The 17,394-nt window shown below is 73.6% G+C and carries 13 protein-coding genes and 1 tRNA gene; 7 read left to right on the plus strand and 7 right to left on the minus strand.

Features of this window, described 5'->3' with window-relative positions; all coding sequences use genetic code 11:
- Positions 1-29: 29 nt before the first annotated feature.
- Positions 30-2,615, minus strand: coding sequence for an ABC transporter permease (locus tag EES41_RS15340; RefSeq protein ID WP_123078854.1), 2,586 nt, complete (start codon positions 2,613-2,615; stop codon positions 30-32).
- Positions 2,612-3,400 carry an ABC transporter ATP-binding protein gene (locus tag EES41_RS15345; RefSeq protein WP_037793422.1) on the minus strand — a complete coding sequence of 263 codons (789 nt, stop codon included), beginning with the start codon at positions 3,398-3,400 and terminating at the stop codon, positions 2,612-2,614. Before EES41_RS15345 ends, EES41_RS15340 begins: the two co-directional genes overlap by 4 nt.
- A 323-nt stretch (positions 3,401-3,723) precedes the next feature.
- Between EES41_RS15345 and EES41_RS15350 the strand changes: the two genes are divergently transcribed.
- Both EES41_RS15350 and EES41_RS15355 read left to right on the plus strand, forming a co-directional pair.
- Entirely contained in the window at positions 3,724-5,295 is a 1,572-nt protein-coding gene (locus EES41_RS15350) for an MFS transporter (RefSeq protein WP_123078856.1), read from the plus strand.
- 81 nt (positions 5,296-5,376) lie between these two features.
- Positions 5,377-6,219 (plus strand): hypothetical protein, encoded by an 843-nt coding sequence (locus EES41_RS15355; protein ID WP_254211453.1) that lies wholly within the window; start codon positions 5,377-5,379, stop codon positions 6,217-6,219.
- Here EES41_RS15355 and EES41_RS15360 read toward each other — a convergent pair.
- The gene (locus EES41_RS15360) at positions 6,216-6,770 is read right to left on the minus strand and encodes an ABATE domain-containing protein (RefSeq protein ID WP_123078858.1); all 555 of its coding nucleotides are present in this window, start codon (positions 6,768-6,770) and stop codon (positions 6,216-6,218) included. The two genes, EES41_RS15355 and EES41_RS15360, sit on opposite strands and share 4 nt — an antisense overlap.
- Before the next feature lie 81 nt (positions 6,771-6,851).
- Between EES41_RS15360 and EES41_RS15365 the strand changes: the two genes are divergently transcribed.
- Entirely contained in the window at positions 6,852-7,715 is an 864-nt protein-coding gene (locus EES41_RS15365; protein ID WP_123078860.1) for an alpha/beta fold hydrolase, read from the plus strand.
- 333 nt (positions 7,716-8,048) lie between these two features.
- Here EES41_RS15365 and EES41_RS15370 read toward each other — a convergent pair whose 3' ends face one another.
- The 3 genes from EES41_RS15370 to EES41_RS15380 all read right to left on the minus strand — a co-directional run bounded on the left by EES41_RS15370 (position 8,049) and on the right by EES41_RS15380 (position 12,600).
- The gene (locus tag EES41_RS15370) at positions 8,049-8,930 is read right to left on the minus strand and encodes a cellulose-binding protein (protein ID WP_123078862.1); all 882 of its coding nucleotides are present in this window, start codon (positions 8,928-8,930) and stop codon (positions 8,049-8,051) included.
- A 147-nt stretch (positions 8,931-9,077) separates the two neighbouring features.
- Positions 9,078-11,597 (minus strand): SUKH-4 family immunity protein, encoded by a 2,520-nt coding sequence (locus EES41_RS15375; protein ID WP_123078864.1) that lies wholly within the window; start codon positions 11,595-11,597, stop codon positions 9,078-9,080.
- Between the two features lie 7 nt (positions 11,598-11,604).
- Entirely contained in the window at positions 11,605-12,600 is a 996-nt protein-coding gene (locus EES41_RS15380; protein WP_123078866.1) for an SMI1/KNR4 family protein, read from the minus strand.
- A 228-nt stretch (positions 12,601-12,828) separates the two neighbouring features.
- Between EES41_RS15380 and EES41_RS15385 the strand changes: the two genes are divergently transcribed.
- Positions 12,829-13,407: a YwqJ-related putative deaminase gene (locus EES41_RS15385; protein WP_250570172.1), complete on the plus strand. Its 579-nt coding sequence runs from the start codon at positions 12,829-12,831 to the stop codon at positions 13,405-13,407.
- A 10-nt stretch (positions 13,408-13,417) separates the two neighbouring features.
- Positions 13,418-13,930 (plus strand): SUKH-3 domain-containing protein, encoded by a 513-nt coding sequence (locus tag EES41_RS15390; RefSeq protein ID WP_073778521.1) that lies wholly within the window; start codon positions 13,418-13,420, stop codon positions 13,928-13,930.
- Between the two features lie 319 nt (positions 13,931-14,249).
- On the opposite strand, the gene EES41_RS15395 is transcribed toward EES41_RS15390, so the two are convergent.
- Positions 14,250-15,542: a sensor histidine kinase gene (locus EES41_RS15395; RefSeq protein ID WP_123082478.1), complete on the minus strand. Its 1,293-nt coding sequence runs from the start codon at positions 15,540-15,542 to the stop codon at positions 14,250-14,252.
- 177 nt (positions 15,543-15,719) lie between these two features.
- Between EES41_RS15395 and EES41_RS15400 the strand changes: the two genes are divergently transcribed.
- A tRNA-Gln gene (locus tag EES41_RS15400) sits at positions 15,720-15,791 on the plus strand.
- Positions 15,792-15,900: 109 nt separating this feature from the next.
- Complete coding sequence (glmU, locus tag EES41_RS15405) at positions 15,901-17,346, plus strand: bifunctional UDP-N-acetylglucosamine diphosphorylase/glucosamine-1-phosphate N-acetyltransferase GlmU (protein ID WP_123078868.1); 1,446 nt, start codon at positions 15,901-15,903, stop codon at positions 17,344-17,346.
- The last annotated feature ends 48 nt before the right edge of the window (positions 17,347-17,394 follow it).

Consider the following 17,394-nt stretch of genomic DNA (forward strand, 5'->3'; position numbering starts at 1 on the left):
GCCGGCGTTCCCCCGTACGACCAGCGGAGTTACTCGCTGGCGATCGCGTTCAGGACGTTCATGCGGCCCGCCCGGAAGGCCGGGACCAGGGCGGCGAACAGGCCCACGAAGGCCGAGCCGATGAACACCCCGATGATGGTGGACCAGGGGATCTCCAGGACGTTCAGGTTCTGGAGCTCCAGCAGCTTCTGCGCGGTCACGCCCCAGCCCATGCCCAGCCCGAGGCCCAGCAGGGCGCCGAAGAGGGCGATGACCACCGATTCCAGGCGGATCATGCGGCGCAGCTGGCGGCGGGAGAGGCCGATGGCGCGCATCAGGCCGATCTCCCGGGTCCGCTCGACCACCGAGAGGGCCAGGGTGTTCACCACGCCCAGCACCGCCACGATGATCGCGAGGGCGAGCAGCCCGTAGACCATGTTCAGCAGGGAGCCGACCTGGTCCTTGAGGGCCTGCTTGTAGTCGGCCTGGTTGCGCACCTGGTACTGCGGGTAGTCGGCCAGCGCCTTCTTGACCGCCGTGTACGCGGCCGCGTCGGACTGCCCGTCCTTCGCCGAGGCCAGCAGCATGACCGGCCGGGGCATCTTGTCGGCCGGCAGGAACTTCGCGGCGGTCGCGGTGCTGACGTAGATCGATCCCCTGTCGATGTTGCCCTCGTCGAGGGTGATCGCGGCGACCTTCAGCGTGGCGGTCCGGCCGCCGGTGAAGGCGACCTTCAGCTCGTCGCCGACCTTGACGTGGTGCTTGTCCGCGTAGATCGAGCCGACGGAGAGCGCGCCCTCGCCGAACGCCGCCGTCTGCTCCCCGGTGACCATCTTGCGCCGCAGGTCCTGGGCGTACGTGGGGTCGGTGACGGCCAGGTCGCTCTTCTCGGAGCTCCCGTCGGGGGCGGTGACCGTGGCCGGCACCTGCCGGTACGGGGTGACGTGGTCCAGGCCCTTGGCGGCGCGCAGCGCCTCCTCGGCCTGCGGCATGACCGGCTGCTGGGTCTCGGACTGGACGATGTAGTCCGCGCCCACCGTCTTGTCGAGCTCCTCGGTGGCGGAGGCCACCATGGACGAGCCGACCACCGACAGGCAGGCGACCAGCGCCAGGCCGATCATCAGCGCGGCGGCGGTGGCACCGGTACGGCGCGGGTTGCGCAGCGCGTTGCGCTCGGCGAGCCGGCCGACGGGCCCGAAGGGCCGCAGCACCGCGCCGGACAGGGCCCGTACGACGACGCCGGCGAGCAGCGGGCCGATGATGATGAAGCCGATGAGGGTGAGGACCACGCCCATGCCCAGCCACATCGATCCGGGTACGGCCTCCTCGGCCGACGCCGAGAGGAACAGGGCGGCCGCGCCGATCCCGGTGAGGACCAGGCCCAGGGCGGCGCGGACCCGGCCGGCCTTCTTGTCGCCGGGGGTGCCCGACTCGCGCAGGGCCGCCATCGGGGAGACCTTGCCGGCCCGGCGGGCCGGGACGAAGGCGGAGACGATGGTGACGACGACGCCGAGGAAGATGCCGAGGACCGGTGTGGTCCAGGCGACGGTCAGGTCATCGGTCGACAGGTGCATGCCCAGCTGACCCATGATCTTCATCAGGCCGACGGCCAGGCCCACGCCCGCGCCGACGCCCAGCAGCGAGCCGACGACACCGAGCAGGAAGGCCTCGAAGACCACCGACTTGAGGATCTGGCCGCTGTCGGCGCCGATGGCGCGCATCAGGCCGATCTCGCGGGTGCGCTGGGCGACCAGCATCGAGAACGTGTTGAAGATCAGGAAGATGCCGACGAGGAAGGCGATGCCCGCGAAGCCGAGCATCACGTACTTCATGATGTCGAGGAAGGAGCCGACGTCCTTGCGGTTGGAGTCCGCGGCTTCCTTGGCGGTCTGGAGCTTGTACGTGTCCGCGCCGACGGCGGCGGCGACGTCCCGCTTCAGCTGCTCGTCGCTCACCCCCTCCTTGGCGACCACGTTGACGTGCGTGAAGGCGTCCGTGGAACCGAGCAGACCGCGCTGCGCGGTGGCGGTGTCGAAGTAGACGACCGCCGCGCCCGGGTTGGTCACGGTGAAGGAGGCGATGCCGGAGATCTTGGCGCGCAGGTCGCCGGTGACGGCGATGGTGCGCAGCTCGTCACCCAGCTTCAGGTGGTGCTTCTTCGCGGTGTCGGCGTCGATCATGACCTCGGTGGGGCCGCGCGGGGCCTGACCCGAGGTGATCTTCATGGACTTGAGCTCGTTGTCGCTCCAGTTGCCCGCGATGGTCGGGGCGCCGGTGGTCGAGCCCATGTTCTCGTTCTTGGAGTTGACGACCGTGACGGCCATCGAGACGACGCCGCCCTCGGCGGACTTGACCCCGTTCGCCTTCCTGACCTGCTCGACAGCCGAGGCGGGCAGCGAGTCGGGCTTGCCGGTGGCCGAGATCTCCTCGCCGCCCTCGGCCGCCTTCGGGCTGACCGTGACGTTGGAGCCGGTGACCGCGAACAGCTTGTCGAAGGTGGTGTTCATGGTGTCGGTGAACACCAGGGTGCCGCAGACGAAGGCGACGGAGAGCATGACGGCGACGGCGGAGAGCGCCATGCGCCCCTTGTGCGCGATGAAGTTGCGCCGCGAGGTCTTGAGGACGGTGTTGCTCATGAGGTCCGTCCGCGCGCGTCGAAGTCCTTCATGCGGTCGAGGACCTGCTCCGCGGAGGGCGCGAAGATCTCGTCCACGATCCGGCCGTCGGCCAGGAAGATGACGCGGTCCGCGTACGAGGCGGCCACCGGGTCGTGCGTGACCATGACGATGGTCTGGCCGAGCTCGTCCACCGAGCGGCGCAGGAAGCCGAGGACCTCGGCGCCGGCCCGGGAGTCCAGGTTTCCGGTCGGCTCGTCGCCGAAGATGATCTGCGGGCGGGCGGCGAGGGCGCGGGCGACCGCCACGCGCTGCTGCTGGCCGCCGGAGAGCTCGGTCGGGCGGTGCTTCAGGCGGCCGGCGAGGCCCACCGTCTCGACGACCCGGTTCAGCCACTCCGCGTCGGGCTTGCGGCCCGCTATGTCCATGGGGAGCGTGATGTTCTCCAGGGCGTTCAGCGTCGGCAGCAGGTTGAACGCCTGGAAGATGAAGCCGATCCGGTCGCGCCGCAGCTGGGTGAGCTTCTTGTCCTTCAGCCCGGTGATCTCGGTGTCGTCCAGGTGGATCTGGCCGCTGGTGACGGTGTCCAGGCCGGCGAGGCAGTGCATCAGCGTGGACTTGCCGGAGCCCGAGGGGCCCATGATCGCGGTGAACTGGCCGCGGCGGATGTCCACGTCCACGTCGTCGAGGGCGACGACCCGCGTCTCGCCGGAGCCGTAGGCCTTGACGACCTTCCGCGCCCGGGCCGCGACGGCTGCATGCCCTCCAGTACCCCCGTGCCTGGTTTCGGTCATAGCCGTTGTCACGGTGCTTCCCCTCGTTGATGTGCGTGTTTCGCCGGTGCGGATGCATTCTGCTGCCCGGCGGGGAGCGGGCGCGCTGGTGCCCGTGTCCGTATCCGTCCGGGGGTTAACCCCACCCCAGGGCTACCCGCCCCATGTGAATCAGTTAAAGACGCGAAGTGGCGTTCTTCCTCCTCCGCCGGGACGAACGCTCCCTGGGCCTCAGTGAGGAGCAACCCCTAGGGGGTCTCCGCCCTTTGGGGGATCCGGTGTAAGGGATACCGTCCGCCCTCCCGGGGTGAGAGGGTGTTCCACGGCACATACGTGCACGCTGAAAGGACTTTCGGGTGGGGACAGAGGAGAGCGCCGACCACATACCGGGGACGGCGGTTTCGGCCGCCGGCAAGACCACCGACGGAGCGCCCCCCGGCCGGCCCCCCACCCCCGTGGTCGTGTCCCTGATGCTCGGCATGGCCCTGGTCGCCCTCGACACCAGCATCGTGTCCACCGCCGTGCCCCAGATCGTCGGCGACCTCGGCGGTTTCTCCGTCTTCTCCTGGCTCTTCTCCGGCTACCTGCTCGCCGTCACCGTCACGCTGCCCGTCTACGGGAAGCTGTCCGACACCTTCGGCCGCAAGCCCGTGCTCCTCTTCGGCATCGCCCTGTTCCTCGTCGGCTCGCTGCTGTGCGCGTCCGCCTGGAACATGGCCGCCCTCATCGCCTTCCGGATCGTCCAGGGGCTGGGCGGCGGCGCCCTCCAGGGCACCGTCCAGACCCTGGCCGCCGATCTGTACCCGCTGGCGGAACGGCCCAGGATCCAGGCCCGGATGTCCGCCGTCTGGGCCGCCGCCGCCGTGGCGGGCCCCGGGATCGGCGGTCTGCTCGCCTCCTACGCGAACTGGCGCTGGATCTTCCTGCTGAACATCCCGCTGGCCGGGATGGCCCTGTGGATGATCGCCCGCCACCTGGTCGAGCCCGTACGGTCCGTCGCGCGCCGGGGCCGCATCGACTGGGCCGGCGCCCTCGGCATCTTCGCCTGCGGCGGCCTGCTGCTGTTCGCGCTGGTGCAGGGCGGCGTCGCGTGGCCCTGGCTGTCCGCGCCCTCGCTGGGACTGCTGGCAGCGAGCGCGGTGCTGGGCGGCGTGGTGTTCTGGGTGGAGCGCCGGGCCGAGGAGCCGATCCTGCCCGGCTGGGTGTGGCGCAGGCGGACCATCGCCGCCGTCAACCTGGCCCTGGGGGCGCTCGGGCTGCTGATGGTGGCCCCGATGCTGTTCGTCCCGACGTACGCCCAGTCCGTCCTCGGCCTCGGCCCGACCGGCGCCGGGTTCGTCATGTCCACCATGACCCTGAGCTGGCCCATCTCCGCCGCCCTGAGCCAGCACGTCTACCGGCGCATCGGCTTCCGCAACACCGCCGTGGTGGGCAGCTCCCTCGCCGCCGTGATCCTGTTCTCCTTCACCCTGCTGCCGGCGGACGCCGAGCCCTGGCTGCCCGCGCTGATCATGCTGCTGCTGGGCGGGGCGCTGGGGCTGTGCCAGCTCCCGCTGATCATCGGGGTCCAGTCCACCGTGGGCTGGGCGGAGCGCGGGACCGCGACGGCCTCCATCCTGTTCTCCCGCCAGGTCGGCCAGAGCGTCGGGGCGGCCCTGCTGGGCGCCGTCGCCAACGCGACCATCGCCGCCCGGCTGGTGGACGCCCCGATGCCCGGGCTCCCGGACAACCTGGACGACGTCTCCAAGGCCCTGGACGCGCCCGCGCAGCTCCCGGCGGCCGCCGCCGACTACCTGCGGGGTGCCATCACCGCCGCCGTGGACCACGTCTTCCTCGGCGCGACGGCAGCCGCCGTACTGGCCGTACTGGCGCTCCTGTTGCTGGCGCCCCGGCGGTTCCCCGTCCTGCCGGAGCAGCGCGAGGAGTAGCCGGCTTGTCATGGCCGGGACGAAGGTTGTCTCCTTGCCGGAGACCCGACCCGACCCAGGCAACCGATCCGGGGGAACGACATGACGTCCGCGCTCTTCGCACTCGCTTTACTGGCCGCCCTGGCCCTACCGACCGCCCTGCGCCTGCGCCGCGCCCCGGGCTTCGTCACCGGCCGCGACGGCCGGCTGTCCACCTCCACCACCCTGGCCCTGGCCTGGACGGTGATCCTGCTCTGGCTGCTGCTCACGATCCTCGGCTACGGGCTCACGGCGGGCGGCGGCGTCGGCTGGTTCCAGGGGGAGCACGGCCCGCTCTCCTCGCTCACCACCGTGTACCTGCCGCTGCTCGGCGGCCCCTACGTGGCGCTGATCGCGGCCAAGGCGGTCGTCGGGATGCGCGTCGAGAGCGGCACGATGGCCAAGCCCGCGCCGAAGCCCAGCGCGACCGGGCGGCGCCCGCTGCGGGAGCTGATCGCGAACGACAGCGGCCGGACCGACCTCGTCGACCTCCAGTACGTCGCGCTCAGCGCCGTCACCATGCTCTACGTCGTGCTGTTCTTCCTCTCCGACGTCGGCGCGGGCCTGCCGGACCTGCCCGGGGAGATCTGGGCCCTGACGGGGGCTCCGGCGGGCGCGTACCTGGTGAACAAGATGGCCGTCCGCCCCAACCCGGTGATCACCCACGTCACCGTGGCGGACGGGATCCTCACGGTCGAGGGCGGCGGCTTCGCCCCGGACCCGGCGCGGGTCACGGTGGACGACACGGTCGTACCGACCGCCCCCGACCCCCTGACGGGCGCCCTCACGGGCCCCCTCCCCACGGGCACCGGCCCCGCCTTCACGGTGGTGGTCACCGCCCGGGGCCTGCGCAGCGACCCGTACACCTACACCCCGGCCCCTGCGCCCGCGCCTGCGGCGGCTTAACCGGCCTTCCCGTGGCGGGCGTAGTACCGGGCCACCCGGGCGCGATTGCCACAGGCCGACGCCACGCACCACCGGCGGCGGGGATTCGCCGGGAGGAACAGCAGGACGCAGTCCGCCCCCTCGCACTCCCGGACCTCGCCCACCCGGGGGTCGGTCAGCACCTGCGCCACCGCCTCGGCCAGCTCCGCCGCGAGCCGCCGGGCCGGGGCCCCCGCCCGGCGCTCCATCGCGGCCAGGCCCTCGCCCCACACCAGCTCCCGGTGCGCGGGCGCGGCGGCCATCGCCGCGTTCAGCGCGCGCAGCGCCCCGGCCGGGGGCCGCTCCCCGCGCCGGGCCGCCGCGAGCGCGGGGCCGGCGGCCTCCCGTACGGCGTGCACGGCCGCCACCTCGGCCGCGCCGACCCCGTCGACCGGCGCCACCCGGCCCGCCTGCACGGCCAGCCACTCCCCGAGCCCCACCGGCCCGGCGATGAGATCCCCGGCGCCGGCGGGCCGGGTGTTGAGCAGGTCCAGAGCCAGGGGCTCACCGACGAGCGGAAAGTTCACTGTCACCCGCCTAACGCTACCGCACCCCCTTGACCCATTAGCCGCCTCCGGTCAAACTAATGCCACAAACCCCCCTGGAGGCATGTGATGACCGCTCGGACCGTCCGGCACCACACCATCGAGGTGGCCGGCGTACGCGTCGCCTACCGCGAGAGCGGCCCCGCCGACGCACCGGTACTGCTGCTCCTGCACGGCTTCCCGACCTCCTCCCACCAGTTCGCCCGCCTGATGGACGCGCTCGGCGACACCCCGTACCGCCTGATCGCCCCGGACTACCCCGGCTTCGGCCGCACCGAGGCCCCGCCGGCGTTCACGTACACCTTCGACCGGCTCGCGGACATCGTGGAGGGCTTCACCGACGCGCTCGGCCTGGACCGCTTCGCGCTGTACGTCTTCGACTACGGCGCCCCGGTCGGCCTGCGGGTCGCGACGCGGCGGCCGGAGCGGGTGACGGGCCTGATCGTGCAGAACGGCAACGCCTACGAGGAGGGCCTCTCGGACGCGGCCCGGGCCTTCGCCGCGCTGCGGCGGGAGGTGCCGGGCGACGAGGAGAAGGTGCGCGGCCTGTTCAGCGAGGAGGGCGTCCGCTTCCAGTACGAGACGGGCGTCGCCGACCCGGCCCTGCTCTCACCGGACGGCCGGACGCTGGACGTCCACTACCTCGGCCTGCCGGGGCGCGCCGACGCGCAGGCCGACCTGACCTTCGACTACGCCTCGAACTTCGCGCAATACCCCGCCTGGCAGGCGTGGCTCCGCTCGGCGGGGATCCCGGTACTGGTGCTGTGGGGCGCGGGCGACCCCTTCTTCACACCGGCGGGCGCGAAGGCGTACCTCCGTGACGTGCCGGACGCGGAACTCCACCTCTTCGAGGGCGCGGGCCACTTCGCCCTGGAAACCCACCTGGACCGCATCGCCCCCCTGATCGCAAACTCCCTCCCCCACCTCACCTGAACACCCCCACCACCGAGGCTCCGCCCCGGGTCCCCTCTCCCCGCCCCGCCCTTTCACCGTTCCCCGGGGCTCCGCCCGGACCCCGGGGCTCAAACGCCGGCGGGGCTGAATGCACAGGCGGGGCCGGACGCACAGGAGGGGCCGGTGGCGGGGGTGGGGTGGGGTGTTGTCCGGGACGTAAAACGTGATTTGTGGCGCGCAGGGAGCCGCAAGGCGACAGCGCCCGCCCAGCCGCCATAAATCATGCAGTCCCGGACAACACCCCACCCCACCCCCGACACCGGCCCCGCCCCTCCCACGGCCCCCGGCCCCGGCCCCAACCCCGACCCCGCCTCAGCCCTCCGCAGGAGCCCGCCCCGTCAGAGCCGCCAGGCTGGAGCGGACGTGGTTCATGTGCGCCCGCATCTCCTCCTGCGCCTCCGCGTGCTCCCGCAGGATCCGCTCCGTCTCCCGCCCCACCCGCTCCTCCCGCACCCGCGCCGCCGCCACCAGCTCCGCGCCCCGCGCCTCCGCGTCCTCCTGCCCGTGCCGCGCCGCCTCCTCCGCCTCCGCCAACGCCCGCCGCGCCTCCGCGAGCCCCGCCTCCGCGCACCGGTCCAGCTCCAGGAGCCGCGCCTCCAGCTCCCCCTCCCGCGCCGCCAGCTCCCGCTCCGCCGCGTCCCGCCGCTCCACCCGCTCCTGCTCCCGCTCCGTGAGCAACGCCTGCGACCGCCGCTCCATCTCCGCCAGCGCCGCCGCAGCCTCCGCCCGCCACGCCGCCGCCTCGTCCCTCGCCCCGCCCCGCTCCTCGTCCGCCTCCCGCTGCGCCCGCAGCAGCAACTGCCGCGCCCGGACCTCGGTCTGCTCCCGCACCGCCTCCGCGTCGTGCCTCGCCAGCTCGGTCGCCCGGTCGGCATGCGCCTCGGCCGCGCCCTGGATGGCCAGGACGTCCGCCCCCGCCTCATCCCGTACCGCCTCGGCCTCCTCCTCCGACAGCAGCAGGATCCGACGGGCGCGCTCGCTCAGGTCGTCGTACCGCTGCGGGGCCAGCTCGGACACAGCCTCGCGCAGCCGCCCCGCCTCCGCCTCCATCCGCTTCGCCAGGACCGTCAGCCGTGCCACCCGTTCCCAGGCCTCGTCCCGGCTGTCCGACAGCCGCGCGAGATACCGGTCGACCTGCTCCATCCGGTAGCCGCGACCGCGCACGGTCCCGAAGCCCGGGCCGTGAGGTGACATGGGTGCACTCATCCTGGAAGCGCCTCTCTCGCGGGGATTCCTGTCAAGGATGCGTCATTTGCTCCCAGAAGCCGGAATGGCCGGGCCGAGACCCCCGTCAAGGGGTCCCGGCCCGGCCACCGCACCGATCACGCGGTCAACAGGCGCTCAGAGCAGCCCGTCCCACATCTGCTCCAGCAACACCGACCACCAGTTCTCCGGCGAAGCCAGCGCCGCGCTGTCCAGACCCGCCAGATTCGCCTGGAAATCGACGGTCCAGCGGCCCGCCTGCTCCGGCGTCAGATGCTGCCGCAGCCGCCACATGTGACCCAGCATCGCCAGCGAACGCGCGAACTGCGGCAGGCTCGAATTCACGAACTGCGGCGGCACCGGAGCGCCACCCGGACCGGCCTCCACCGGGACCGCCACTATGTGCGCCGTCCCGTACTGCACGCACAGCGCCTTGCCGAAGTCGCTGCCGACCACCAGGTACGAACCCGCGTCCGACGCGGCCTGCACCTGCCGCTGCGCGGCCAGCTCGGCCAGCGTCGGCACCGGCGCACCCGGTACCGCCTGCGCCCAGAAGAACGGCCCGAAGTCCACCGGCAGACCCGCCCACACCAGCGTCTGCGCGACGATGTCCGGCACGCCCTGGCGGGACACGGCCCGCTGCTCGAACCGGAACACGCCCTGCGGACCGAACGCCGCCGCCAGTTCCTGGCCGATGGCCTCCAGCGGAATCGCCGGCTGAAGCGGCACCTGCGGCAGCGGCGCCCGTACCGGCGCGGGGCGCGCCGGACCGTCCGCCACCTGGTGCAGCTCGCCCTGGTGCGTGAGCAGGTGCCGCATGCCCTGCTGACGGCCCGCGTGGTCGGTCCCGTACGGGGCCACGCTGGTGATCCGCACCTGCGGCCAGGTCTCCCGGATCATCCGGGCGCAGTAACCGCCGGGCAGCTCGCACGAGGCCAGCTCGGTGTGCAGCTCCAGCACCTGCTGCGGCGGCACGTTCATGGCGCGCAGCTCGTACAGGATCTGCCACTCCGGGTGCGGAGTGCCGGGCGCCGAGCGGCGGATGAGCTGCTGCTCGGAGCCGTCGGGCGCGCGGTAGCGCAGCACGGCCTGGTACCCGGGACCCACGGTGGGCACCCCGGACGGCGCGGCGGGACCGGGCGGCTGCGGCGGCGTCGGCGCACCGGGCGGCCCCGGCGGCTGCGGCACGACACCCGGACCGGCCAGCATCGTGGCGGCATGATGCGCCCCACCACCGGACGCACCGGACGCACCGGACGCACCGGGAGGCCCGGGCGGCGCAGGCGCCCCCGGCGGCCCGGGCGGCTGCACAACGGCCGGACCGGCCAGCATCGTCGCGGCGTGGTCAAGCCCACGCCCCAACGACCCGGGAGCCCCAGGAGGCCCCGGCGGCGTAGGCGCACCAGGCGGCCCCGGCGGCGTCGGCACGACACCCGGACCGGCGAGCATCGTCGCGGCATGATGCGCCCCACCACCGGACGCACCGGGCGCACCGGGAGGCCCGGGCGGCGCAGGCGCCCCCGGCGGCTGCACAACGGCCGGACCGGCCAGCATCGTCGCGGCATGGTCAAGCCCACGCCCCAACGACCCGGGAGCCCCAGGAGGCCCCGGCGGCGTAGGCGCACCAGGCGGCCCAGGCGGCGTCGGCACGACACCCGGACCGGCCAGCATCGTCGCGGCATGGTCGAGCCCGCCACCCGGCGACCCGGCAGGACCGGGCGGCGGCGTCGGCGGACCCGGCGGAACGGCCGGCGCGCCCGGCCGGTTCACGGTGGCCTTGCTCGTCGGCGCGTCGGCGATGTCCGCCGAGCCCATCGCCACGGCGGGCGCGATCGCGGTCGCCGGCAGCCGGCTGCCGCCCGCCATCAGGGTGGTCTTCGCCTCCGCGGCGATCCCGGAGGACGGCGCGTCCTCCAGGTCCGACCCGGACAGCGGCGGCGCGAACACGGTCGCGGGCAGCGGCACGGACGCGTCGTCCCCACCGGAGTTCACATCGGTCCCGGCCCACGGCGTGGCACCGGCCGGTACCCCGTCGTTGGCGGTGGGCTCGTACGGCACCTCGCCGCCGCGCCGCAGCGGCACGGGCTCGGCCGGGGCCACCGGAGCCGGCGCCTCCGAGGGAGCCGGCGATCCGGCGGCCACGGAAGACGGAGCGGACTCCGCAGCGGCCGACGCCCCGCCCGCAGAGGCACCGCCCGAAGACGCCCCGCCCGAAGACACCCCGCCCGAAGACGCACCGCCCGAAGACGCACCGCCCGAAGAACCCGACGGCGCCGCCCGCGGGATCCCCGCCCGGTCCGCCGCCTCCTGCAGCCACTCCGGCGGGCTCAGCATGAACGAGGTCTGCTCCGCGTCGATCCGCGGCGTCGGCACCGAGGCTTCCGCCGCCGGCGCGGCCGCGACCCCGTACTCCTCCTCGTACCGGCGGATCACCTCACCCACCGGCAGCCCCGGCCACAGCGTCACCTCCCCGCTGTCCCGCGCGATGACCAGCCTCTGCCGCCCACCACCGGACACCGGACCGGCGGCGCGGTCCTCGGCCCACAGCACGAAGCCGAGCCCGAACTCCCGTACCCGCACCTCGCGGTGCTGGTACGCGGGCACGTCCGCGTTGATCCATTCCTCGGCGCGCTCCTGCGCCTGCGCGAAGGTCACCACCGCGCCGTCACCCCTCATCCGCGGCGGAACGCGACACGGGAACCGAGCGCGCGAATCCGCCGTCCACCATCAGACCGGCCACCGTCTCCAGCTCCGGCGGGTTCCCCGCCAGCCGCTCAAGAAAGGCGTCGAAATCAACGCCGCACGGCAGCAACAGCCGCTCCACGCGCTCCTGCACCGACCAGCCGTCCCGGTCGCGCGCGTCGTCGTACGGGGAGAACCACACCGAGCCGAGACCCTCGCCCTTCACCTTCACCGCGAGCAGCCCGCCCTGTACGAAGGCCACGCACAGGTAGTCCTTCGTCAGGTGGTCCCGCAAGCACTTGTTGACGTAGACGAGGTCGTTGACCGCCGCCTCCTCGCGCACCGTGAAGAACGGCTGGTCCACCAGCACGCCCAGCTCCACGTCCAGCCCGGCGCCCATCGGCGCGCAGCCGCCCGCGGCCTTCAGGAACGCCCGGTACGCCTCCGGCAACCGGTACCCGAGGTCCTCCTCGACGCCCTGCACCTGCTGCTCGGAGACCGACACCACCGACTTCGGCAGCCCCAGGTGCACCGGGCGCAGCTCCTGCAACGGCCGCGTGCCGCGCTTCTCGTGGTCCACCGGCGCCGTCACCAGCCCGGCGTGATGGCGGAGCAGCGCCTTCACCTCGACGGGCACGAGTTCCATGCGGCGGGAGCCCGCCACGTGGTGCCACGTCCAGCCGTGCGGGGTCGCCACCGGACCGACGGTGTCCCACAGCGCGTGCCCGGACGCCCGCATCGCCGCGTTCGCGGAGACGTAGTCCGTCAGCCGCAGCTCGTCCACGCCGAAACCCTCCGGCGGCTCGGCGATCTCCACCGCGGCGCGCGCGTACGGCGCGAGATCCGGATGTCCCTCGCCGTCCATCCGTACACCGTGGGGATGCCGAGCGGCCCGGACCGGGTCCGGGAAATGCACGACCTGCCCCGAGTAAGCGGCGTTGGGTGGCGCGGCATGCTGCCCGAGCCGACCTGTCGTCATGGCGGTAGCCCCCTGCTGGATCTGGCTGGTTCACCACAGCCTATGTGGTCCGGCAAGAGGCTCACCCGCCCGCGACCCGCCCACGCGCGGCGGGGCCAGGAACATCCGAATTGATACGAATATTCGACCCCGCTTCCACACGGCAGAGGACATTTGACAGGCTGTCCCCGCGGCACGGGGGCGTGCGCGACAGCGGCCACCACCGCGGCCACGGGAGGGAACACGACCATGCAGAACACGGCGTCACGTACGGGCCCGACACCCGCCGACGACGGCAACGCCGCGGCGGAGACCGGGCAGAACGCCGCGGCCACGGCCGCCGGCGGTGATCCCCGGCTGCGCTGGAGCAGCACCGACGGCCCCGCCGTCCCCGTGCTCCGCTTCCGCCGCGACGGCATCCTCCCCACCGTCGCCGCCGCGCTGTCCGTCCGCGGCGAGACCCTCACCAGCACCGCCGGCAAGGGCGACCAGCCGCCCGCCCTGCACCCGCTCGTCCAGGACTTCCTCGACACCCTCACCAGCGGCCAGCGGGAACGCTTCACCGGCCGCTGCCCCGAGGCGATACTGCTCTCCCGCCACCTCGCCGCGATCGAGGGCGCCCGCAGCAAACGCGCCTCCCGCAAGCCCCTGACCGCGAGCGAGGCGCGCCGCTCGCTCAAGAACTCCAAGATCACCGCCCGTCGCATCCGCGAGGACGGCGACCCCCTGCACGGCAGCTACGCGCCTCCCTGCCGCTCCTGCGACGCGCTCCTCTCCCACTTCGGCGTCCGCTCCATCGACCTCACGCCCGCCCCGCAGAAGGCCTGACCGCACCCATATGAGCGCCACCTCCTCCGCGTCCTACGACCGCTCCTCGGCCACCCGTTTCCCGGCCGCCGTGGATTCCGCGCTGCGCACCGCCGGCTGGGAACCCGGCCGCTGGGACATCAAGCAGGCCGAGTACTGGGCCGACGCGCTGCGCGACCACACCACTCCCGCCGGGCACCGGCACACCGTCTTCCCCGCCGCCGTCGAGGCCTGGGCCGAGTTCGGCGGGCTGCGGATCAGCGCGCCCGGCCCGGGCCGCCAGATAGCGCCGGTCCCGGTGCGCGTCGACCCCCTCACGGGCCTCCACCTCGCCCGTACCTTCGCCGACCTCGGCCGCGCCCTGTCCACCGAGCTCTGCCCGCTCGGTGTCGACGCCGACGCAGGCTCCCACCTCGCCATCGACCGCGAGGGCCGCGTCTACGGCATCGACCACACCGGCGACTGGTACCTCGGCGGCGGCCTCGACGAAGCCCTCACCCTGCTCCTGACCGGCCTCCAGCCCACCCGCCTCAGCACGGGCTGACCCCCCGGCCCGGCTCCCCCGCCCGGGGCGGGCCGTCCGCACGCGGCGGCAACGGCCGCGCCGCCCGCCCGCCTCAGCACGGGCTAACACCCCGGCCCGGCTCCCCCGCGCCCGGGGCGGGCCTCCCGCTCGGCGGCCGCGGTGGCGCCGCCCGCCCCAGCACGGCCTGACGCCCCGGCAGGGCGCCCGCGGTGCCGGCTCCCCCGCGTCCGGGGCAGCGGGCCTTCCGCGCCCGGCGGCAACGGCCGCGGCCGCGCCGCCCGCGCGGACAGCGGGCGCCCCACCACGGAAGCCGGCGGCAGCGCCGCGGCGGCGCCGCTCAGGCCCGGCTCACGCAGGGCAGGACCGCCGACACCTTGAACCCGCCGTCGTCGGTGGGCCCGGAGACGAACACCCCGCCGAGCCCGAGCACCCGCTCCCGCATCCCGACGAGCCCGTTCCCGCCGCTCGGCAGCCCGGGCTCGGCGGCCTTGCCGTCACAGGGCCCGTTCTCCACCTGCATCGCCACCTCCCCGTCGCGGTGCGCCAGCCGTACGACGACCCGCGCGCCCGGGGCGTGCTTGTGGCAGTTGGTCAGCGCCTCCTGCACCACCCGGTACGCCGTCTGCTCCACCTCCGCCGGATAGCCGGCCCCGGCCCCGGCCCCGGCCGGGTCCACGGGCCCCGCGCCGGCGGCCCGTACGTCCAGCTCCACGACCATCCCGGCCGCCCGGGACTGCCCCACCAGGGCTTCCAGCTCCGCCAGCGAGGGCCCGTCCTCGAAACCGCCCGCCGGCGCCGCGACCGCGACCGCCGCCGGTTTCGGCGCCTCGGCCCGCAGCACCCCGAGCATCTCCCGCAGCTCCGTCAGCGCCTGCCGGCCCATGTCCCCGACCAGCGCCGCGTTCCGCGCCGCCTTCACCGGATCCTTCGCCGCCACCGCCTGGAGCGCCGCCGCGTGCACCACCATCAGCGACACCCGGTGCGCCACCACGTCGTGCATCTCCCGCGCGATGCGCGTGCGCTCCTCGGTGCGCGCCCACTCGGCCCGCTCCTCCGCCCGGTCCGCCAGCAGCGACAGCTCCCGCTCCAGCGAGTCCGCCCGTTCCTGCAGGCTCTCCATCAGCCGCCGCCGGGCCCCGATGTACAGCCCGAACAGCACGGGCGGCACGGTCAGGGCCACCGCGACGAAGACGGAGAGCGAGATGACGAGCGTCGGCTCGTCCGCGGCGCCCTCGCGGGTCCGCAGGTACATCACGACGAAGGTGGCGGACATGGACATCGACGCGAGCGTGGCGGTGATCCGGCGGGGCACCTCGGAGGAGGCCAGCGTGTACAGCGCGACCACCGACAGCAGGAACCCCATGGCGGCCGGCGTCACCGCGATCCCGACGAGCACCACGGCGATCGGCCAGCGCCGCCGCAGCACGAGCGTGGCCCCCACCACGAACCCGAACAGCACCCCGAGGGCGCCCGGGAGCCCGGCCTCCCGGGCGAACTGCACGCCCTCCAGGGCGCACTCGGCGGCGGACACCGCGCCGAGTCCCACGTCCAGGACGGCTTCCCGCCGCCGCTCCCACCACCAGGGCCCGTCCCGCCCGGCCCCGCCCCGCTCGTCCCCCGTATAGGTCATGCCGTCCAGCCTACGCAGGAGCCCCGGCGCGAGGACCCACGCGATTCCCGCGGAGCCGGGGCGGGACACGTCCCGAAGGGCTCCCCTTTGTACCGTCGCGTGGAAGGCGCCCGGTGCGGCATAGTAGTGCCGTCGACTCGACCAACAGGGAGTAATGTCCGGTTAAGTCGCACTTAGTCCCCTGTGGTGTAATTGGCAGCACTGAGGCTTTTGGTGCCTTATGTCCGGGTTCGAGTCCTGGCGGGGGAGCTCCACCACCTTCGGGTCCTGACCACTGGTCGGGACCCGCCTTTATTTCCGCCCCCTGACCCCCCGGTATCCTTCACGGGTCCACCACCCAAAGCCGAAGGGCACACCCGTGAGCGCCAACCGCCCGGCAGCCGTCGTCGTACTCGCAGCGGGTGAAGGCACCCGCATGAAGTCGGCCACTCCCAAGGTCCTGCACGAGATCTGCGGGCGGTCGCTCGTCGGACACGTCGTGGCCGCCTCGCGCGAGCTCGACCCCGCGCACCTCGTGGTCGTCGTCGGCCACGCCCGCGAGCAGGTCACCGCGCACCTCTCCGCCGTCGACGCCGACGTCCGCACCGCCGTCCAGTACGAGCAGAACGGCACCGGCCACGCCGTCCGGATGGCCCTCGAAGAGCTCGGCGGCCCGATCGCCGGGACCGTGGTCGTCGTCTGCGGCGACACCCCGCTGCTGACCGGCGCGACCCTGGCCCAGCTCACGGCGACGCACGAGGCCGACGGCAACGCCGTCACCGTGCTGACCGCCGAGGTCCCGGACTCCACCGGCTACGGCCGGATCATCCGGGGCGAGGACGGCGCCGTCACGGCCATCGTCGAGCACAAGGACGCCACCGACGCCCAGCGCGCGATCCGCGAGATCAACTCCGGCGTCTTCGCCTTCGACGGCGCCCTCCTCGCCGACGCCCTCGGCAAGGTCCGTACGGACAACAGCCAGGGCGAGGAGTACCTCACGGACGTCCTCGGCATCCTGCGCGAGGCCGGCCACCGCGTCGGCGCGGCCGTCGGCGCCGACCACCGCCAGATCCTCGGGATCAACAACCGCGTCCAGCTCGCCGAGGCCCGCGCGCTGCTCAACGCGCGCCTGCTGGAGCAGGCCATGCTCGCCGGCGTCACCGTGGTCGACCCGGCCAGCACCTTCGTGGACGTGACGGTGACCTTCGGGCAGGACGCGATCGTCCACCCGGGCACCCAGCTGCTGGGCGCCACCCACATCGCCGAGGGGGCCGAGGTCGGCCCGAACACCCGGCTCAAGGACACCGTGGTGGGCCCGCGGGCGCGCGTGGACAACACGGTTTCGGACACCGCCGTCATCGGCGAGTCCGCCACCGTCGGCCCGTACGCCTACCTGCGCCCCGGCACGAACCTGGGCCTGAAGGCCAAGGCCGGCACCTACGTCGAGATGAAGAACGCGACGATCGGCGAGGGCACCAAGGTGCCGCACCTGTCGTACGTGGGCGACGCGACGATCGGCGAGTACAGCAACATCGGCGCCGCCAGCGTGTTCGTGAACTACGACGGCGAGCACAAGCACCACACCACCATCGGCTCACATTGCAAGACGGGCTCGGACAACATGTTTGTGGCACCCGTCACCATCGGGGACGGCGCCTACACGGCCGCCGGATCGGTGATCACGAAGGACGTGCCGGCCGGCGCCCTGGCCGTGGCACGGGGCCAGCAGCGCAATATCGAGGGCTGGGTGGCCCGCAAGCGTCCGGGCAGCGCCGCGGCGACGGCGGCCGAGTCGGCGACCCCGGAGGACTCCGGCTCCCACTGAGGCACCGCTGAGGTGAACTGACCGGAAACAGGTACGTCCGGGACGGCG

Source organism: Streptomyces sp. ADI95-16 (assembly GCF_003721495.1).
GTDB lineage: Bacteria > Actinomycetota > Actinomycetes > Streptomycetales > Streptomycetaceae > Streptomyces > Streptomyces goshikiensis.